This is a genomic window from Dolosigranulum pigrum ATCC 51524 (assembly GCF_000245815.1).
Lineage (GTDB): Bacteria > Bacillota > Bacilli > Lactobacillales > Carnobacteriaceae_A > Dolosigranulum > Dolosigranulum pigrum.
Map to the genome: position 1 here is coordinate 77179 of NZ_JH601103.1, position 19264 is coordinate 96442.

The following is a 19264-nucleotide window of genomic DNA, read 5'->3' on the forward strand; positions in this document are numbered from 1 at the left end:
AATGAGTTACTTCTTAGATGCTGGTAAATTTTTCACGTAATCTGCTTTATTTTCTTGGCGACTACGAGCAATGGCCAATGCATCTGCTGCTACATCTTGATTAATAGTTGAGCCCGCTGCTAAGAAAGCTCCCGCCTGTACGGTTACTGGGGATACGATTGTTACATTACTTCCGATGAAGACATCTGCTTCGATAACAGAATGATGCTTGTTTATTCCATCATAGTTAGCAAAGATAACCCCACAGCTGACATTAACACGTTCACCAATTGTTGCGTCCCCAATATAGGCGTGATGCCCCGCTTTTACGCCACTCTTTAAGGTAGCGTTCTTCACTTCAACGTAATTGCCAATATGCACGTTATCTTCAAGAATAGCACCTTTACGCAAGCGACTATTCGGACCAATATCAGAATGTTGACCAACTGTTGCTTCTGTAATGTTGCTGGAGATAATCGTAACGTCATCAGCAATCTGACTATCCGTAATCACTGAGCCCATCCCAATTGTCACATTACTACCGATTGTCGTCTGCCCTTTTAAGTATACACCAGGCTCAATCGTTGTATCTGGCCCGATTTCAACGCCTGCTTCAATATAGGTATTATCCGGATCAATTAACGTTACGCCGGCAAGCATATGTTGTTGATTAATGCGCTGTTGCATCAATTGGTTAGCCTTAGCCAGAGCTGTCCGATCATTGACGCCTAAAGAATCCACCATATCAGTCATTGAATAAGCGGAAACCTTCTCGTCCTGAGCGTTTAAGATCTCAATAACATCAGGTAAGTAATATTCACCTTGTGCATTATTATTATCAACTTGCTTTAGTGCTTCGAACAACGCTTTATTATCAAAACAATAGGTTCCTGTATTGATTTCACGAACTTGTTTTTCTTCTTCCGTAGCATCTTTTTGTTCGACAATTTTTGTGACTGTTCCCTCTTCTGAACGCAAGACTCGCCCATAACTGAAGGGATCATCAGCAATTGCCGTCAAGATGGTTGCTTTCGCTCCTTCTTGTTCGTGATAGTTGTACAAGTTCTCGATAGTTTCGTTAGAGATAAGAGGCGTATCACCGCAGATAACTAGGGTGGTCCCTTCTTTTCCTTCTAACAAGTCAGCTGCCTGCATCACAGCATGGGCCGTTCCAAGTTGCTCTTCTTGGTAAGCAAATTGCGAACGATCTCCCAGATAATCTTGGACCATCTCCGCATCAACTCCAAGAATCGAAATAATCTCTTCAGCGCCCGCTTGTGTTGCCACTTCGACTGAATAATTAACCATGGGCTGACCCATCACGGGATGAAGCATTTTATTCACTTTTGACTTCATTCGCGTTCCTTTACCCGCCGCTAAAATAATTGCAAAACGTTTCATAACTATAATTCTCCTCATTCAATTGGTTCAATATCACCTTTATTGTATCATACACCGTTCATCCTTGCATAAAACAATATTGTTCGGTTCTAATCTCATTAGCCGTAATTTTTCAGCGATCTCATATGTTTATGCGTCAAAAAAGTCGCCTAGCTTCACCTGAATCGTATTTTGTTGTTCATCGACGTCGCTGATTTGGATTAATGAGCGATAGTTAGCTGACACGCTCGATTTTCCGACAATATTTTCGACAACAACGGTAGTGCCGATCAAGGTAGCATTGAACTCATCTAACAAGGCTCGCATCCCCTCAATCGTACCGCCACTCCGAACAAAATCATCGACCACGACTACTTTTGACCCTTCTGCTAAACTTCGCTTCGCTAATTCCATCTTCTCTACCCTAGTATGATCAGATCCGGAAACATAATTGACACTAACCGTACTTCCTTCTGTCACTTTTGGATCACGGGTAACAATCGTGAATGGCACATTTAAGAATCGGGCGACACTTTGGGCAATTGGAATACCACTCGTTGCTACAGTCATCACCGTATCCACATCTTCATCCATGTACCGGCTCGCAATCACTCGTCCAATATGATTGAGCCACTTCGGTTGTCCTAAGACGTCGGATAGATAGACAAATCCCCCTGGTAATAGGCGCTCTGACCCGTCTAATTCTTCTACTAATTCTGCAATTAGTCGATGCTGTTGTTCGCTGTCAACCGTGGGAATATAGCGCACGCCACCCGTTGCTCCGACGAAGGTTTCTAAATCGCCAATCCCTAAGCGGACAAATCGTTCCTTAATAATATTCAAATCTTCACTGATACTGGACTTTGCCGCCTGGTATAACTCAGCAAAATAAGTCAGCGAAATAATATCAAACGGATGCTCCAATAAATAATGAGTCATATCTACTAATCGTTCGCTTCGTTTTGCTTTCACGTATATTCTTCCTCTTCTTTTTTATAATATTCGCTTCTTCTCCATTATACACTAAATCCGGTGGCAAGTTGACTGTTTTTATCATTTCGTATGCTCATGAATGGCAGATTTCCTACTCAAGTTCTACTAATAAATCACTGACTTCAATCGGATCACCCGCGGAAACATAGACATGCTTGACTGTGCCTGATGTATTGGCTCGAATTGTGGTTTCCATCTTCATCGCTTCGGTAATTACAACAGGTTGACCTTTCTCAACCGTGTCACCTGCCTGCACCAAGACTTCTAGAATACTTCCTGGCATCGTTGCTCCTAAGTGATGTTTATTGGATGGCTCAGCTTTTTTGTTTACAGCTTGCGTACTGGTAATCGAATGATCCTTCACTTGAATTTCCCGCGCTTGTCCATTCAGGTTGAAGTATAAGGTCACCATCCCATTCGGATCCGGCTCACTGATTGAATTCAAGGAAATAATTAAGGTTTTCCCTTTTTCAATCTTCACTTCGATCTGCTCACCACGTCGCATACCGTAGAAGAACGTTAAGGAATCCATCTTCGTTACATCAGCGAAGCGTTCATATAAGTCCTCATAATCTAAGAATACTTGCGGATACATGATATAGCTCAACACTTCTTCTTCGGTTACTTGACGGTTCAACTTCTCTGCTAATTCAGCCTCAACTTTGCTAAAATCAACTGGCTCCAACAAATCACCCGGTCGTTCAGTAATGGCTTCTGTCTCGCCTAAGATAAGCTGTTGTAATTCTTCTGGGAAGCCGCCAGCAGGTTGCCCTAACTTGCCACTGAAGAAGTCAATGACCGATTGTGGATAAGTTAAGCTACGACCTTTTTTGTACACATCCGCTTCGGTTAGATTATTCTGAACCATGAATAGTGCCATATCGCCGACCACCTTGGATGATGGCGTCACTTTCACGATATCACCAAACATTTGGTTAACTGTCGCGTACATATCCTTGATTTCGTCCCACTTATCTTCCAGACCGACGCTTTTGGCTTGTTGCTTCAAGTTCGTATACTGGCCACCTGGCATCTGATGCTTGTACACCTCGGTTGCTGTACTTGAAATCCCTTCTTCAAAAATACGGTAAAACCCTCTAATATCTTGCCAGTAACGGTTAATCTGCTCCACATTCTCGATATCTAAGTCTGGCTCCCGCTCAGAATTTTCCAAGGCGTAGTATAGACTACCCATTGAGGGTTGACTAGTCATTCCACTGAATGCATTAAGTGCTACATCAACGATATCAACGCCAGCTCTTGTTGCTGCTCCATACGTGTAAATCCCATTTCCACTCGTGTCGTGCATATGCAAGTGAATCGGCAAATCAACTGCTTCTTTCAACATACTGATCAGTCGATAAGCTGCATCTGGTTTCAAGAGTCCACTCATATCCTTAATCGCAATCATATGCGCACCGAGTTTTTCCAGTTCTTGAGCTAATTCCTTATAATAACTTAACGTATATTTAGTCTCACTGGCACTGTTCAAGTCTCCGGTATAACAAATCGCTGCTTCGGCAATTTTTTGATTATCACGGACGAATTGAATACTTTTTTCCATCTGTGGGATCCAGTTCAGGCTATCAAAAATGCGGAAAACATCAATACCATTCTTGGCTGCTAAGCGGATAAATTCTTGTAAGACATTATCTGGATAAGCTGCATAACCGACACCATTCGAACCTCGGAATAACATTTGAAGCAAGGCATTCGGCATCAATTCACGTAATTTGCGCAGACGCTCCCATGGGTCTTCAGTTAAGAAGCGATAGGCCACATCGAAGGTCGCTCCACCCCACATCTCATGGGAGAAAACATTTGGGAGCGCTTGGTTCGTCTGCCGGGCAATATTGAACATATCATATGAACGCATCCGTGTAGCGATCAAACTTTGGTGCGCATCACGGAAGGTCGTATCCGTCAGCATTAATTTTTTCTCTGCACTTACACGACGAGCCACCGCTTCAGGTCCTTCTGTTTCCAATACGTATTTCAATGAATCTGGATGCGGTAAGTTTTCGCCCGGTTTCAACAGGCTCAATTCTTCAGGCATTCGCGGTGCTGACAGACGCGGCTTATCAATATTGCCGACACCAGGGAACCCATTGACCGTCACATCAGAAATATATTTTAAAGTCTTATTCCCACGGTTACGATTCTTCGGAAAGACAAATAATTCTGGTGTATTGTCAATAAATTTTGTCGTCACATCACCACTGATAAACGTTGGATGGTGAATAACATTTTTTAAGAACGCAATATTGGTCTTCACTCCACGAATACGGAACTCCTTCAAGACCCGCGCCATCTTCTGACAAGCAAGATCAAAGGTTCGCCCATGAACGCAAGCTTTCACTAACAGCGAATCAAAGTAAGGTGTCACAACCGTCCCAACAAAGCCATTCCCCGCATCAAGACGCACGCCAAAGCCACCCGGTGAACGATACGTATTGATCTTACCCGTATCAGGCAAGAAATCATTCTCTGGATCTTCTGTTGTCACACGACATTGAATGGCATAGCCATTCAAATTGACGTCCTCTTGCTCGGGTAATCCCATCTCTTCATTCAAGGACAAACCTTGCGCAATTTGGATTTGGGACTGAACAATATCAATATCTGTGATCATCTCTGTAATGGTATGCTCAACTTGAACACGTGGGTTCACTTCAATGAAGAAGAACTCCGATCCTTCAACTAAGAATTCAACTGTTCCCGCATTTAAGTAATTCACATGCTGCATCACTTGAACAGCTGCTTGACAGATTTGCTCCCGCAAGTCATCCGGTAAATTGACACTCGGCGCGAGTTCGACAACTTTTTGGTGACGACGCTGAATCGAGCAATCTCGTTCGTATAAATGTAAGATATTCCCGTGTGCATCACCTAAAATTTGCACTTCAATATGTTTCGGGTTTTCTATAAAGCGCTCAACATAAACATCTGCCCGACCAAAAGCAGCCTTCGCTTCAGACTGAGCACGAGAGAAGCCTTCCTTCACTTCTTCTGGTGTACGCGCCACCCGCATCCCGCGACCACCACCACCAAGCGCTGCTTTCATAATAACCGGATAACCCGCCTCTTCTGCAAACGCTAATACATCTTCTACTTGATCCAAAGCCCCATCTGTTCCTGGAATTGTTGGAATTCCTGCTGCCAGAGCAACCGCTTTTGCTTTTAACTTATCCCCAAACATATCCAAATGTTCCGACTTAGGCCCAATGAAAGTAATGCCTTCTTCTTCACAACGACGAGCAAACTCCAGATTTTCGGACAAAAATCCATATCCCGGGTGAATTCCATCTACCCCAATATCTTTCGCTAAGGCAATAATGCCTTCAATATCTAAGTATGCATCAATCGGCTTCTTCCCTTCACCGATTAGATACGCCTCATCTGCCTTGAATCGGTGCACGGACTGCTCATCTTCAGCCGCATAAATACCAACCGTTTGGATATCGAGTTCGGTTAATGCTCTAAAAATTCGAATCGCGATTTCGCCACGGTTTGCAACTAATACTTTCTTCATCATCATACTCCATTCTACAATACCGTTTGATTTCATTATTTATCGATCATTTACAAACGTACATCACTTCAATTATAACAGATATGAGCTAAAAATATAGGTCCGACTTATCTTTCTCCTCAAAAAATCTGCCCTCTAGAAAAAAATCTATTTTTCTGCTTTTGGGTATTGCTTTCTGCTTCTGGGCACTGTATACTAGATTAACAAACTAAATATGAGTACGGGAGTAACTGACAGATAAACAATTCAAGCTTATCTGTGCCAACACCACCAACCGTAGCACTTGATGCTGCTGGTGTTGGATTAAATAGTGAGACGTATGTGGGATGTAGTAAGTTATATTTCCACATGCGTCTTTTTTTGAAAAACGTACTCAAAAAAGGAGAGAAATTATGTCAACACCTGTCTATCAACAATCAATCGATGAGCTCAAAGGACAGCTGAACGCCTCAGAACACGGCCTAAGTGCCAAGGAAGCGGCCCAGCGCTTAGAACAATACGGACTTAATGAAATTAGTCAAGGAGAGAGAAAACCGCTCTGGCAACTCTTCCTGTCTAACTTCAAAGATCCAATGGTGATTGTTCTTCTCATCGTTGCCGTGGTCCAGATCGCACTCGGTGATATTATTGAGTCGAGCGTTATCTTAGGGATTGTTATTATTAGCGCTATCGTTACCGTTATTCAAGAACGAAAAGCGGAAGATTCACTGGAATCACTGAAAAACCTCTCAGCCCCAACCGCCACAGTCTTGCGTAACGGAACTTATCAAAAAATCGAAGCCAAAGATGTTGTCCCTGGCGATATTATTTCGCTTGAAGTTGGAGATTACATTCCCGCTGATGGTCGCTTGCTCGAAGCGCAAACCTTACAAGTAGAAGAAGGTGCCCTCACCGGAGAATCCATCTCTGCTTCAAAAGAAGTCACCCAATTCGATGAAGAGATGCCGCTTGGTGATCGATCGAATATGGTCTTCTCTAGCACATTAGTTACTAATGGCCGCGGCGAATTTCTAGTCACTAGTACTGGGCTAGAGACTGAAATGGGTAAAGTCGCTCAGCTGATTCAATCAGCGAAAGCGAAAGAAACCCCACTGCAGCGCAAATTAGCTGATTTCAGTGTCAAATTAGGCTGGGGAATCTTAGCCTTATCTGTGCTTATTTTTGCCCTGTCTGCCTTCCGTGCATTTAGCGGTGGCGTCACTGATGTTACGGGTGAACTCATTAATTCCTTTATGTTTGCTGTAGCTGTGGCTGTAGCAGCTATTCCCGAAGCCCTTCAATCCATTGTTACGATCGTCTTATCTACGGGTACGAACAAAATGGCTGATCGTCATGCCATTATTCGTCAGTTACCCGCTGTCGAAACGCTAGGCTCCGCTTCTATTATTTGTACAGATAAGACCGGAACTTTAACCCAAAATAAAATGACGGTTGTGAATTCCTACTTAGCAGGAGAAGACAATCCATTTCATGGTGAGCCAGAAGACTGGTCCGATACAGCAACCCTCTTAATGAATATAGCCGTTCTAGCGAATGATTCCTATATTACTGAAGACGGCGAAACAGCCGGTGATCCCACTGAAGCGGCACTTATATTGCACAGTAATGACTCTGGCCAGCCGTATGATGAAATCCAGCGCCACTACCCGCGTATTGCCGAGCTACCTTTTGACTCGGACCGAAAATTAATGTCTACTTTACACAATATTGACGGCCGACAATTCATGCTGACAAAGGGAGGTCCTGATGTCATCTTCCGCCGCAGTGCCAAAGTCTTGATTAACGGTGAAGTGAAGCCACTAACCCCAGAAGCATTAGCGTCCTTCCAAGCACAGAATGAAACATATTCTGAAGAAGCCAAACGCGTATTAGCCTTCGCTTACAAACCGGTTGATCATTCGACACTTGAATTAGATGATGAGCACGACTTAATCTTAGTCGGACTCATGGCTATGATTGATCCTCCGCGTGAAGAAGTCGCTCAAGCAGTGGCCCAAGCTAAAGGAGCCGGTATCCGGACAATTATGATTACCGGTGACCATAAAACAACTGCTCGCGCGATTGCTGAGAATTTAGCTATCTTCTCAGAGGGGGACTTAGCACTAACCGGACGAGAATTAGATGCCTTAAGCGATGCTGAATTGATGGAAAAATTAGAACGTATCTCTGTTTATGCGCGTGTCTCGCCTGAAAATAAAATTCGTATCGTCAACGCTTGGCAAGAGAAAAATAAAGTCACTGCAATGACTGGAGATGGTGTGAATGATGCGCCAGCCTTGAAGAAAGCAGATATCGGTATTGCTATGGGATCAGGAACAGATGTTGCCAAAGATGCATCCGCCATGATCTTAACGGATGATAACTTTGTCTCGATTGTAGGAGCAGTTGAAGTGGGCCGTAATGTCTACAACAATATTAAGAAATCAATTTCTTACTTATTCTCTGGTAACTTAGGTGCAGTGGGAGCTATTATATTTGCCCTTATCTTCAACTTAGCTAATCCGTTCACCGCCTTACAACTTCTATTTATTAACTTAGCGAACGATGCCTTGCCTGCTATTGCCTTAGGACTTGAACCATCTGAAGATCATGTCATGACTGAAGCACCACGCGATCCGGATGAAGGAATCTTCGCTGGAGGAACCTTGCAGAATGTTATCTTCCGTGGGGTTACCATTGCTATCTTTGTCATTATCGCACAATTGATCGGTAGCCGAACTTCGGTTGAATTAGGCGTTGCTATGGCTTTCTCAACACTTATCTTGTCGCGAACATTCCAAGTTTTCCCAGCCCGTTCAACGAAAAAGACCGCTTGGGAATTAGGACTCTTCTCGAACAAGTGGGCTATTTTAGCCTTTGTCGTCTGTATTGGACTCTATTCAATCACACTACTACCGTTCACACGTGAAATTTTCAGTATTCCAGCGAGCTTTGGTGCAACCGAACTATTCATCTCACTTGGTCTAGCTCTCAGCACAACAGCAATCACCGAACTAAAAAAACTATTTAGCCGATAATCTGACAAATTAATTGATTATAAAAAATATGCCTATTGATGCTATTATTCACAATTTTGCTCCAATATGGTATAATGAGGATAAGAATTTAAGAAGGAGTGATTCATATGAGTACTGATTGCAACAAACACTCACACCATGACCATGAACATTCTCCAGAATGTGGACACACACGGATTAAACACGATGATCACACCGATTATGTTCACGATGGCCACTTACACCATAAACACGGGGAACACTGGGATGAATGTAAAATTCCTGTCAGTGACAAAAACCCTGATGAATGTCATCCAGTTGATACTGACTGTGACCATTCTGAAGACTGTGAGCATGAACAAGTGCCACACGGTGATCACACCGATTACCTTGTTGACGGTCGCTTGCACCACAAACATGGTGACCACATCGATGACCACGGACCGGTTGACGTCATTGAAGACTAATCTACAACTAGGTTAATCACTTGCACCAACTTCCTACTCTACTTTCTGGTGGATAAGAAGTTGGTGCTTTTTTATGCTGGTGAATGCTCACTAGCCATCTGAATCGCGACCCTATCACTTGCAATACGTCAATCTACCTGATACAATTGCACCAACACTATAATGGAAGAATTAATCTATCATAGACCAAAATAGATCAAGTGCTAAAACCAAGTGTTAGGACAAGGAGTGATCTACAAAATGTTTTGGCTAAACCTTATTCTAAGAAACTTAACCGCTTTCTTCATTGTAGAAGGGATGACTTCTTTATCCGGACACAAACATAGGTGGTGGATCACACTTTCGATAACAACATCACATTACGTCACGAAATGGTATTTCGATAAACGCAGAGAAGAAAAACACTATGATGAAACATGGGAAGAATGGAAAAAAAGAAATGGTCAAGTCTAACGTTACCCTAGAATGAAAAATCAGCACAGTAAAAAAAGTAGCCTCCTTTTCAGGGGCTACTTTTTTACTGTGCTTTTTATCTACTTAGTTTTCTTGATATAATGCTTCGGTTTGTTTTTGTAGAGTATCAAGTGCGTCTTGTGGTTTGTTACCAGAGATTGTAACAGATTCCATGGCATCAATTGTGTTCTGGCGGAACGTACTGTAATTAGCAAATGTTTGGCTTGCCATACCGTAATCAAGCATTTCAGTTGGTGCTTTATACGCTGGGTTTTCTTCTAAGAATTTTTGGTAACTGTCAGACTCTAATGCTGATTGACGAACCGGTAAGTAACCTGTTGCTTCAGCCCACTGTGCAGAATTCTCAGGTTCTAATAAGAACTTCATAAACTCAACAAATGCTAGCTGTTCTTCTGCTGATGCTGATTGGAATAAACCTAAGTCATTCCCCGCGAATAAAGCAAGCTCCGTATCGTTGTATGTTGGGATGGGTGCTGTTGACCAATTAATTCCTTCAGCTGCTGGGGCAACGTGAGCTGTTCCAGCTGATGAACCAATGTAGACTGCTGAAGCTCCATTACCAAATGGCCCTGACATGTAACCATCTTCACCTGCTGTACGCGCATATCCTTCGTCAAGCATTGTTTGGATCATCTCAAGTGGTTCCACTGCTTCCGGTGTGTTCAACTCAGCCACTTCACCATCAGCAAATTTTGATCCATTCTGACGAGCTAATGTTTCCCACTCCATCTCAATACCGTTCTCTAATCCTAAAGCAACCGCATCTGAATTAGCTTCAGCCATTTTTTGGCCTAATGCAACAAGGTCATCCCATGATTTCGGTACTTCGGCATCATGTTCGTCAAGTAAATCTTGGTTGTAGAACATCACACGAACGGATTTTGAGAATGGTAAGGCAAAACGTTCGCCTTGGTAAAGTGAACTATCTAAGAACCCTTCATAAATATCGTCTAATGTTTCTTGTTCTAGACCGCGTTCAGTCAAGTACTCATCTGTTAATGGAACTAAGATATCATTAGATGCTAATTCTGGTACATCTGTTGGGGTCAACTGAGTCATTGTTGGCAAATCACCCGATGTCGCAGCTGCCTTAATTGACTGGTTCAAGTCATCATAGCTTCCTTGTCCTTGTTCATTGACGGTCACCATGTCTTGTGACTCATTGAATTTATTCACAAGTTCTGTTAATGCTTCTTGGTGTGGCCCATTCATTGCATGCCAGAACGTAATTTCAACCGGTTCAGATAATTCAGTCACAGCTGCTTGGTCATCTGCTCCTGCTGAAGTGTCCTTCCCACTATCTGCTGAATCCCCATTACCACAAGCTGCTAACAATGCTCCCGCTGACATCATTGCAAGTGACATTTTTGCCAATTTCTTAAAATCCATACTCCACATACTCCTTTGATTTAATTAAAGTGTCTATCGACAAGTATAATATACCATACATGACTAGCTAAAATAAACTATTTTTTCACAAAAGATTGACTAACCTTTCACCCCGGTATTAGAAACCCCTTGAATAATATATTTCTGTAAAACAATGTAAATAATAATCATTGGGACGACTACAATCGTCGCAGCGGCCATTAGTAATTCGAAATACGTTCCCGCTTCAGTCGTGAAGGCCTGCAAACCAACTGGCAGTGGACGTAGTGATGTTTCGTTCGTTACAATAAGTGGCCATAAGAACGCATTCCAGCTGCTAATTGCTTTTAGAATCGTTACTGCTACAACACTGGACTTCGAGAGTGGGACTAAAATTTGCCATAAGAACTTAAAGTCACTCGTTCCATCAACTTTTGCTGCATAGTACAACTCTTTCGGTACCGCTTCGAAGTTTTGCTTTAACATAAAGACTGAGAACACACTGGCCAAGAATGGAATAATCATCGCTCCATACGTGTTGATCAAGTCTAACTTCGAAAGTGTCAAGTAGTTAGGAATCATCAGTAACTCGAATGGTACCATCATCGTCGCAATTAAAATCGTAAATAAGACATTTTTTCCATAAAAATTCATCTTCGCAAAGGCAAAGGCCGCCAAAATTGATGTAACTAATTCTCCCACAGTTGTTGCTGCGGTAATAAGCAAACTGTTGAGGAAGTATCGGCCGAACGGAGCCACTTCCAATGCTCGCTCATAGTTACTCCATCGCCAGCTCTCTGGGAACCAAACAGGTGGAGTCGCTACCGCTTCTGCGCCTGTCTTCAGGGAGGTTGCAATCATCCAATAAAACGGTAAAATCATCGACAAGGACCCAATAATCAACATAATATATGATACAATTTTTAACATATTGACTCCAGCTGTTGCATGCTGCTTTCGTTCACCTAAAAATCCTGATTTAAACATGTCCGTCTCCTCTCCTAGTACTGCATGAATCGCTTATTGAACCACATTTGGATCAATGTGAACGATAAGATAATTAAGAATAAAACCAAACCGGCTGCACTCGCTACTGCATAGTTGCTTTCAACATAAAATTTGTCAAAAATATAGTACACAACTGTTAGAGCAGAATTAGCTGGGCCTGGTCGTCCGTTAAAGAGTGCAAATACTTGATCAAATACTTTAAAACTACTAATCACACCCATCACGGACACTAAGAACATGGTCGGGCTGAGCAGCGGAAAAGTAATGTTGGTGAACCGTTGCCACGGACGCGCTCCATCGACTTTTGCTGCTTGATAATAGGTCTCATTGATATTGCTTAAGCCCACTAAAAATAAAATAATGTTAAAGCCTAGCCCTTTCCATACAGACATAATCACTAGTGCAGTCATCGCATACTTCGGATCGGTTAAAAATTGAATACTATTAAATCCAAATAACCCTAAGAAATAATTAATCAATCCATATTGTGAGTGATACAACCAGCGCCACACGATGGATACCGCAACCGTTGAAGTAACGAACGGTAAGAAATAAATCGAGCGGAAAAAGCCTTGTAAGAAATCAATCGAATGCAACATCAAGGCAATTGCTAAAGAAATAATAATCGAAATAGGCACTACGCCTAAGACAAAAATAAATGTATTGCGCACCGCTAACCAAAATTGTGGATCACTAAAGACCGTCTTAAAGGCATCTAATCCATACGCATTCACTTCTTGCTTGAAGAAGTTATAATCTGCCCAAAAACTCATCTCGAAAGAACGAAAAATAGGATATAAGTTAAAGGTTCCAATAATCAAGAGCATCGGCAGTAAATAGAGTAACGCTTGTAAGGTTCGCTTTATGGTTGGTCGTTCTTTCATACGTGGTCACCTACTTGCATCTGAATGGCAATCCCCGCTTGATCAAAATAGTGAACCTTCTGTGGATCAATCCCCATCATGACACGCTCACCGACTTCAGGGATACGATCAATATCAGTCGCCACAATATGGGCATTACCTTTTGTCAAGTGAAGGGTCGTGTCTTTCCCTACACGTTCTACATGATCAACCGTCGCTTCAAACACTGACTGGCTTTCGTCACTCACTACAGATAAATCCTCGGCACGTAATCCTAACGTGGCAACCCGCGCTTCTAGAGCTGCAGACAACCCTAAGTTCGTAAGTAAATCAGCATGTTCAGCCGCCTGAAGTGTATTAATAACAGGTGTCCCGATAAATTTCGCTACAAATAAGTTCGATGGCTTCTCATAAAGGGTAATCGGATCTGTATATTGTTGTAAGTTCCCATCGTGCAAGACCATTACCTCATCAGAAATACTGAGTGCCTCTTCTTGATCATGCGTCACAAAGACGGTGGTGACGCCCGTTTCTTGTTGGATCCGGCGAATTTCTTGACGCATCTCTATACGAAGTCGTGCGTCCAAATTCGACAGAGGCTCATCCATCAATAGAATAGATGGTCGCTTCGCTAATGCCCGCGCAATCGCAACACGCTGCTGTTGTCCACCTGAGAGCTCTTTTGGTTTTTTATCTGTATGTTCATCAATATGAACTAACTTAGCTAATTCAAGCGCTCGTTCGCGTCGCTCCGCTTTTTTCACACCTAGCATCTTCAAGGGGAACATAATATTCTCCAATACCGTCAAATGCGGGTAAAGTGCATAGTTTTGAAACACCATGCCGACTTTTCGCTTCACTGCATCGTGCTTCGTTACTTGCTGATCTCCGAAGTAGATCTCTCCTTCAGTTGGGAACGTTAATCCTGAAATTAACATCAATGTTGTTGACTTCCCACATCCACTCGGCCCTAAGATGGATACGAGCTTCCCTTCTGGGATTTTAAAATTAATATCACGTAAGACCTCTTTTGTCCCATCGAAGCTCATCCGAATATTATCAAATTTGACTTCCACACCAGTCACTCCTTCTCATTATTCACTACATGTAGGTTAAAAATAACCTCACCTTACGAAGATTTTTTCTCTCCTCATCCATTATAAAATTTACGGCCATTTTTTACAATAGTTGATTAAAAACCTCAACATAATATATCATTATTAACAGAAAAAAGTAGCTCACTCCCAACTTATCTCGGAAGTAAGCCACTCATTTAAGTTACACAGTTAGTTCACTTGTATTGGCTAGCTTAATGATGCCCAATACGCTTGCCGGCAATACGCCCAAAGGTAATAATATCCGTAATGGCGTTACCTCCTAGACGGTTGGCTCCTTGAATAACACCGGTTAATTCCCCAGCAGCATATAAATTCTTAATCGGCTCACCTGATTCATTCAATACCTCAGCATGCTCATTAATCACTAATCCACCCATTGTATGGTGTACTGATGGAGCCGCCTTCTGGAAATAGAATGGCGCATCTTTAATCGGAGCTAAGCCTTTTCGGTGATTGAAGTCTGGATCTTCCCCAGATTCTGCGTATGCATTAATCTTCTCGACTGTCTCCATGAACTGTTCAACCGGAATATCCCAGTATTCTGCTCCTTCTTCTAATGTATCGGCTACATAGATCAGATCCTGTTCTTGCAGTTGTTCCAGCTCGCGTTGGTGAGCTTCAAGCGTTCCCGTCTCTTCACCTAATGTCTGGTCCCAGACTTGATACGCGTAGCCACCTGTTTGATCAATAATCGCTTTTGAGATAACATCGCGTCGTTCTAATTCTTCGACGAATCGCTCGCCTTCTTGATTAATTAACGCAGCACCATCGAAGCGACTATCCGCTAAAAGCGAGATTTCCCCTGTTTTTGGATTGGATACTGGGTAAGTTTGGATATGTTCCAAGTTATCGACAGTTGCGCCAACTTCTTGTGCCATAATAATGCCGTCGCCTGTCGCACCAGGAGAGTTCGTTGTCCCATAACGGTCGTCGTATTCTTCGTTAGCTTCTGTCCGCATTTCAACATTTGAACCAAAGCCACCCGTTGTTAGAATAACCCCTTGTTCTGCATTGAAGGTGACTTCTTGGCCATGATTAGTTGCCACGACACCACTGACAGCATCATCTGTTGTCAGTAGGGACTGAGCTTCTGTCTCGGTATAAATATCAATACCTAGCTCATCTGCTTTCGCTTCCATCTTGTCGATTAGTTCCTGACCGGTATGACCGACTGGAATAAGTGCCCGCTGGAAACTGTGGCCACCAAACTGGAATAATTGATCGTCTAAGAACTCAACGTTCACTTCATCTTTTAACCATTCAGCGGATGCTAAGGCACTATCAGCCATTAAGCGGACTAATTCTGGGTTCCCTTCGTTATTACCGCCCTCCATCGTATCTTCATAATAAATATCCGTACTATCTCCGTCGATCCCTAACTTCTCTTGTACCCAGTTGCCCGGTGCATTCATCTCACCACCAGAAATCAACGTATTCCCACCGGTCACTGGCATCTTCTCGATAATAGTGACTGAATAGCCTTGTTCGGCTGCTTCAATCGCTGCACTAAAACCTGCTCCACCTGCCCCAACAACTACAACATCATACGTATACTCTTCATCCAATTGCCCCGTCTGACTATCGGATGCCTCAGACTGATCGGTCGCTTCCGTTAATTCAACATTATTCTCCTCCAACGCATTAGTCACCGAATTAATATAGCCTTCACTGGTCATGGTTGACCCTGAGACAGAATCAACTTCCGTAGAGTTGCGTGCAATCATCTCTTCACGCAACTGTTCATAAACTGGCTCAGCCAATCGTTCCGTCTCACTACTTTCAACATCAATAGCTTTTATTTTTCCATCTTCTATCGTTACTTCTGTTACAATATTGCCATTACGTCCTTCTCCGGTCCCTTCATAGACTCCAGATTCTCCCGCTACATCACTGGCTGTATCACCTGTCGTCTGACACCCTACTAATACCAAACCACTTGCTACTAATAAAGCTGCTGATTTAAAATTTATCCGTTTCATTATTACACTCCTTATAATATTTATTTATAGTATAACATATTTCATTTTATTTGTGAAATTACTCACTGAAAAATAGTTTTGTTCTATTTTTTAACTTATTATGTCAATAAAAAAAGACCGAGATTTCTCTCAGCCTTAGTATTTATTCTATTTTATTGGGTTGGATAGATCTTGTCCAATTCAGAGTGAATGACTTGGAAGTTAGATGTCGCCGTCACTTGCACGGGTGTATGCTCAGCGATATAGTCAGCAATTAATTCGGTCATTGGAACAGTCACTTCGCGTACAATTTTATCCGCACTAAACATGGTATAATCGCCACCACCTACTGCTCGGTAAAGATTGACCGCTACTTCTAATGTCTGATCAGGTTTAATCGGTTCCCCGTGATAATGAAGGGTCGTAATGCGAGACCCCACCGGCTGCGCCAGATCAATGGTGTACTGTACACCCGCATACATATCATAATTATATGGCTTCGGTTTCGGATCACACCATGCGGGATTAATACTCAGTTGTCCTGCATCATCAACCACATAATATTCAGCTGATTGTTCCAGGGCAGCTTTCAGTTCTGCGCCGGTCAATTCCGCCACCGCGATCGTATTCGGGTAAATATAATTCGTCACAATATCACGCGTGGTCACTTCTTCAGCAAGTCCTAATACATCATCGCGGAAAATACTAGTTCCCGAGATATCCACCTGACCATATGCCATCTGTACTTGATTAATGAAGTCCACATAGGCGTGACCCGTTAGTCGTGCTTCATGGGCATCTTCGATTAATAAGTTGCCTTCAATCCGTCCTATCGGTTGATCCAGCCACTCATTCACTGCTTGATGAAGTGGCTCGGCTTTAGACTGCAAAGCATCATCAATCGGCGTTATCTCCTCAACCGGAAGCAATTCAGGAATGGCATCTTCCAAATGTAATCCCGTCTCACTCTCAGAAAAATGAAGGGTTACTTTTCCGAGATAACTTCCTTTATGACCAGGCATCACAATCGGTGTTCCATCCACCACTTGGGCATAATGATTATGCTGGTGGCCTGCCAACAACACATCAATGTCAGCCACTTCTTCTAACAAACGGATTCCTTCATTTTCGCCATTTTGTACTTCGGTCTCTTCTCTAGTATCCAAATCTTTTTCGAATCCGCCATGATAACTGACAATCACAACATCCACTTGCGTTCTTAATTCAGGGATAAAGTGCTTAGCCATCTCAACAGCTGACTTAAAGGTCAACCCCTCATAATGACTCGGATGCTCCCAGTGCGGGATATGTTGCGTTGTTAGCCCCAAAATCCCACAACGAATGCCATCTTTTTCAATAATCTCATACGGCTTACCCAATGCTGGACTCCCCGTCTCATCTAATATATTCGCCGACACAATCGGATGATTCAGCTGTTCAATCGCCCGTTTTAAATAAGGCAGACCATAATTAAACTCATGATTCCCCACAACACCTACATCATACGGTAGCTCATTGTAGAGACGGATTAACTCATCTGGTACATCATGTTCTTTTTTGACATAATAGCTGAGCGGTGACCCTTGTAAAATATCTCCATTATCAATCAATAACGATGGACCATCCAAGGTTGCGACTTCTTGTTGGTACAACTGAGCAATTTTCAACAACCCGAATGGCTGATTTTCTTTTTTTTGTTGGTAATTTGATGGGTAAATGTAGCCATGAACGTCACTGGTTTCAAAAATGGTTAAAGTTTTCATTCGCATAATCCTTTCGCTAAATCATAAGAGTGTTGACAACTCGGCATAAATGGTTGTAGACCAATTGCTTCTAACGCCTGCTCTAAGCGCTCGGGATTGAACGTATGCCACGGAATTGTCCATGTCGCATCAATGGTTTTAGCAATGGTTAAAATATCTTCCGGTGTCGCATGACCACTGACCGCAAAGCGTTGAAATTCGAACCCTGCTGCCTCCACTCGGCTCAGCATCTGCGCGTATTCAGGGTCATAATCTCCCAGAGGTGTCCCATTACTATGCAAATATAATCCCGCACCTATTTCCGCTAAGCGATCTATATGAGCATAACTATTTTGCAAAATAAACTTAGCTGGCTGGGTTAATATCTCATCTTTCACTACGGGACTCCATTCCACAATTTTCTCATCCGGGTAAAACGCACGAACAAGCTGGGCAATGGCTGTTTCCATCACGAAGGTCTTATCCAATTGCTGCGCCGCCCGATGAAGTGCGACAATTCGCTCAATATTTCGTTCATATAAGTTGATTGCTATCAGTTGATCTTGTTGTTTTAAGAGTTGCTTAAACTCCGCAACTAAGGCTGCTTCAGAAGCCAAATAAAGCCGTGCCTTATTCGATTCTTCTTGGTTGTCAACCTTGCCTTCATCGGTACCTTTGGAATAAGTTGTCCCTTCGATTAGTAAAATATCCGGTTGCCACTCATGAGCTGCCCGCGCCCAATCCAGCACATCCTCCGGCGACGTACCATGCAGGCGAAAATCACCCGAATGAATCAATTTAGCATCCGGTGTCTCTAACCAAATCGATGCAACTCCCGGCACATCATGATCACTCTTCTTCAGACAAAAAGAAATATCTTCAATGTCAATCCACTCATCTTCATTCACTGGAACCATCTGACAAGTAGGGAGTTGTTCCAGTCCTAATTGAATAAGCTGCTGATATAAGCGCCAAGTCGATTCACTCATATAAACCGTCGCATCACTCGGCAAATAAATTAACCCACCCATATGATCAATATGTAAATGTGACAAAATAACAACCAGCGGCCGTTCATCTGTCTGACGATCCGCTAAAGTAACACGTTGAAATTGATCTGTTTCAAATACTCCCTCTATTCGAGGTAGTGACCCAGCCAAAAGATGTTGTTCCAAGTCACTCATTTGGTGCTCATCTGATGCATCTGAATCCCCAATGCCCACCCCAAAATCGGTCAACACGCGCACACGCTCTGTTGCTATTTCAACAATATTACCACCTATTCGCTCTAACCCACTATGAATCGTCATCCAACTCATTACAATCGCTCCCTTTCGTATGACAGTTTATTTTAACAAGAAATACCGCCTACGTCAACGGTTGACA

General features: G+C 42.8%; 13 protein-coding genes. 3 read left to right on the forward strand and 10 right to left on the reverse strand.

What is annotated here, in order from left to right:
• Positions 1-6 precede the first annotated feature (6 nt).
• The 3 genes from glmU to HMPREF9703_RS00345 form a co-directional block, all read right to left on the reverse strand.
• On the reverse strand, positions 7-1380 hold the full coding sequence (gene glmU / locus HMPREF9703_RS00335) for a bifunctional UDP-N-acetylglucosamine diphosphorylase/glucosamine-1-phosphate N-acetyltransferase GlmU (RefSeq protein ID WP_004634610.1): 1374 nt from the start codon (positions 1378-1380) through the stop codon (positions 7-9).
• Between the two features lie 129 nt (positions 1381-1509).
• Positions 1510-2331 (reverse strand): pur operon repressor, encoded by an 822-nt coding sequence (purR, locus tag HMPREF9703_RS00340; RefSeq protein WP_004634612.1) that lies wholly within the window; start codon positions 2329-2331, stop codon positions 1510-1512.
• 112 nt (positions 2332-2443) lie between these two features.
• Positions 2444-5884 (reverse strand): pyruvate carboxylase, encoded by a 3441-nt coding sequence (locus HMPREF9703_RS00345; protein WP_004634614.1) that lies wholly within the window; start codon positions 5882-5884, stop codon positions 2444-2446.
• 392 nt (positions 5885-6276) lie between these two features.
• Here HMPREF9703_RS00345 and HMPREF9703_RS00350 point away from each other — a divergent pair, with 392 nt between their 5' ends.
• The 3 genes from HMPREF9703_RS00350 (at position 6277) to HMPREF9703_RS00360 (ending at position 9800) form a co-directional block, all read left to right on the forward strand.
• Positions 6277-8901, forward strand: a complete 2625-nt coding sequence (locus HMPREF9703_RS00350) for a cation-translocating P-type ATPase (RefSeq protein WP_004634616.1) — start codon at positions 6277-6279, stop codon at positions 8899-8901.
• A 107-nt stretch (positions 8902-9008) separates the two neighbouring features.
• Positions 9009-9347: a hypothetical protein gene (locus tag HMPREF9703_RS00355; RefSeq protein WP_004634618.1), complete on the forward strand. Its 339-nt coding sequence runs from the start codon at positions 9009-9011 to the stop codon at positions 9345-9347.
• Positions 9348-9587: 240 nt separating this feature from the next.
• A complete protein-coding gene (locus tag HMPREF9703_RS00360; RefSeq protein ID WP_040376739.1) occupies positions 9588-9800 on the forward strand; it encodes a hypothetical protein in 213 nt (70 codons plus the stop codon).
• A gap of 84 nt (positions 9801-9884) precedes the next feature.
• Here the strand turns inward: HMPREF9703_RS00360 and HMPREF9703_RS00365 are convergent, their stop codons facing one another.
• The 7 genes from HMPREF9703_RS00365 to HMPREF9703_RS00395 all read right to left on the reverse strand — a co-directional run bounded on the left by HMPREF9703_RS00365 (position 9885) and on the right by HMPREF9703_RS00395 (position 19197).
• Positions 9885-11210 (reverse strand): ABC transporter substrate-binding protein, encoded by a 1326-nt coding sequence (locus HMPREF9703_RS00365; protein WP_004634620.1) that lies wholly within the window; start codon positions 11208-11210, stop codon positions 9885-9887.
• A gap of 99 nt (positions 11211-11309) precedes the next feature.
• The gene (locus HMPREF9703_RS00370; protein ID WP_040376849.1) at positions 11310-12119 is read right to left on the reverse strand and encodes a carbohydrate ABC transporter permease; all 810 of its coding nucleotides are present in this window, start codon (positions 12117-12119) and stop codon (positions 11310-11312) included.
• Positions 12120-12190: 71 nt separating this feature from the next.
• Complete coding sequence (locus HMPREF9703_RS00375; protein ID WP_004634625.1) at positions 12191-13081, reverse strand: carbohydrate ABC transporter permease; 891 nt, start codon at positions 13079-13081, stop codon at positions 12191-12193.
• Positions 13078-14109 (reverse strand): ABC transporter ATP-binding protein, encoded by a 1032-nt coding sequence (locus HMPREF9703_RS00380; RefSeq protein ID WP_218914821.1) that lies wholly within the window; start codon positions 14107-14109, stop codon positions 13078-13080. The genes HMPREF9703_RS00375 and HMPREF9703_RS00380 overlap by 4 nt, the downstream gene beginning before the upstream one ends.
• 260 nt (positions 14110-14369) lie before the next feature.
• Positions 14370-16157, reverse strand: coding sequence for a flavocytochrome c (locus HMPREF9703_RS00385; protein WP_004634628.1), 1788 nt, complete (start codon positions 16155-16157; stop codon positions 14370-14372).
• 152 nt (positions 16158-16309) lie between these two features.
• The gene (locus HMPREF9703_RS00390; protein ID WP_004634630.1) at positions 16310-17899 is read right to left on the reverse strand and encodes a bifunctional metallophosphatase/5'-nucleotidase; all 1590 of its coding nucleotides are present in this window, start codon (positions 17897-17899) and stop codon (positions 16310-16312) included.
• Complete coding sequence (locus HMPREF9703_RS00395; protein WP_004634633.1) at positions 17896-19197, reverse strand: MBL fold metallo-hydrolase; 1302 nt, start codon at positions 19195-19197, stop codon at positions 17896-17898. Before HMPREF9703_RS00395 ends, HMPREF9703_RS00390 begins: the two co-directional genes overlap by 4 nt.
• Positions 19198-19264 lie beyond the last annotated feature (67 nt).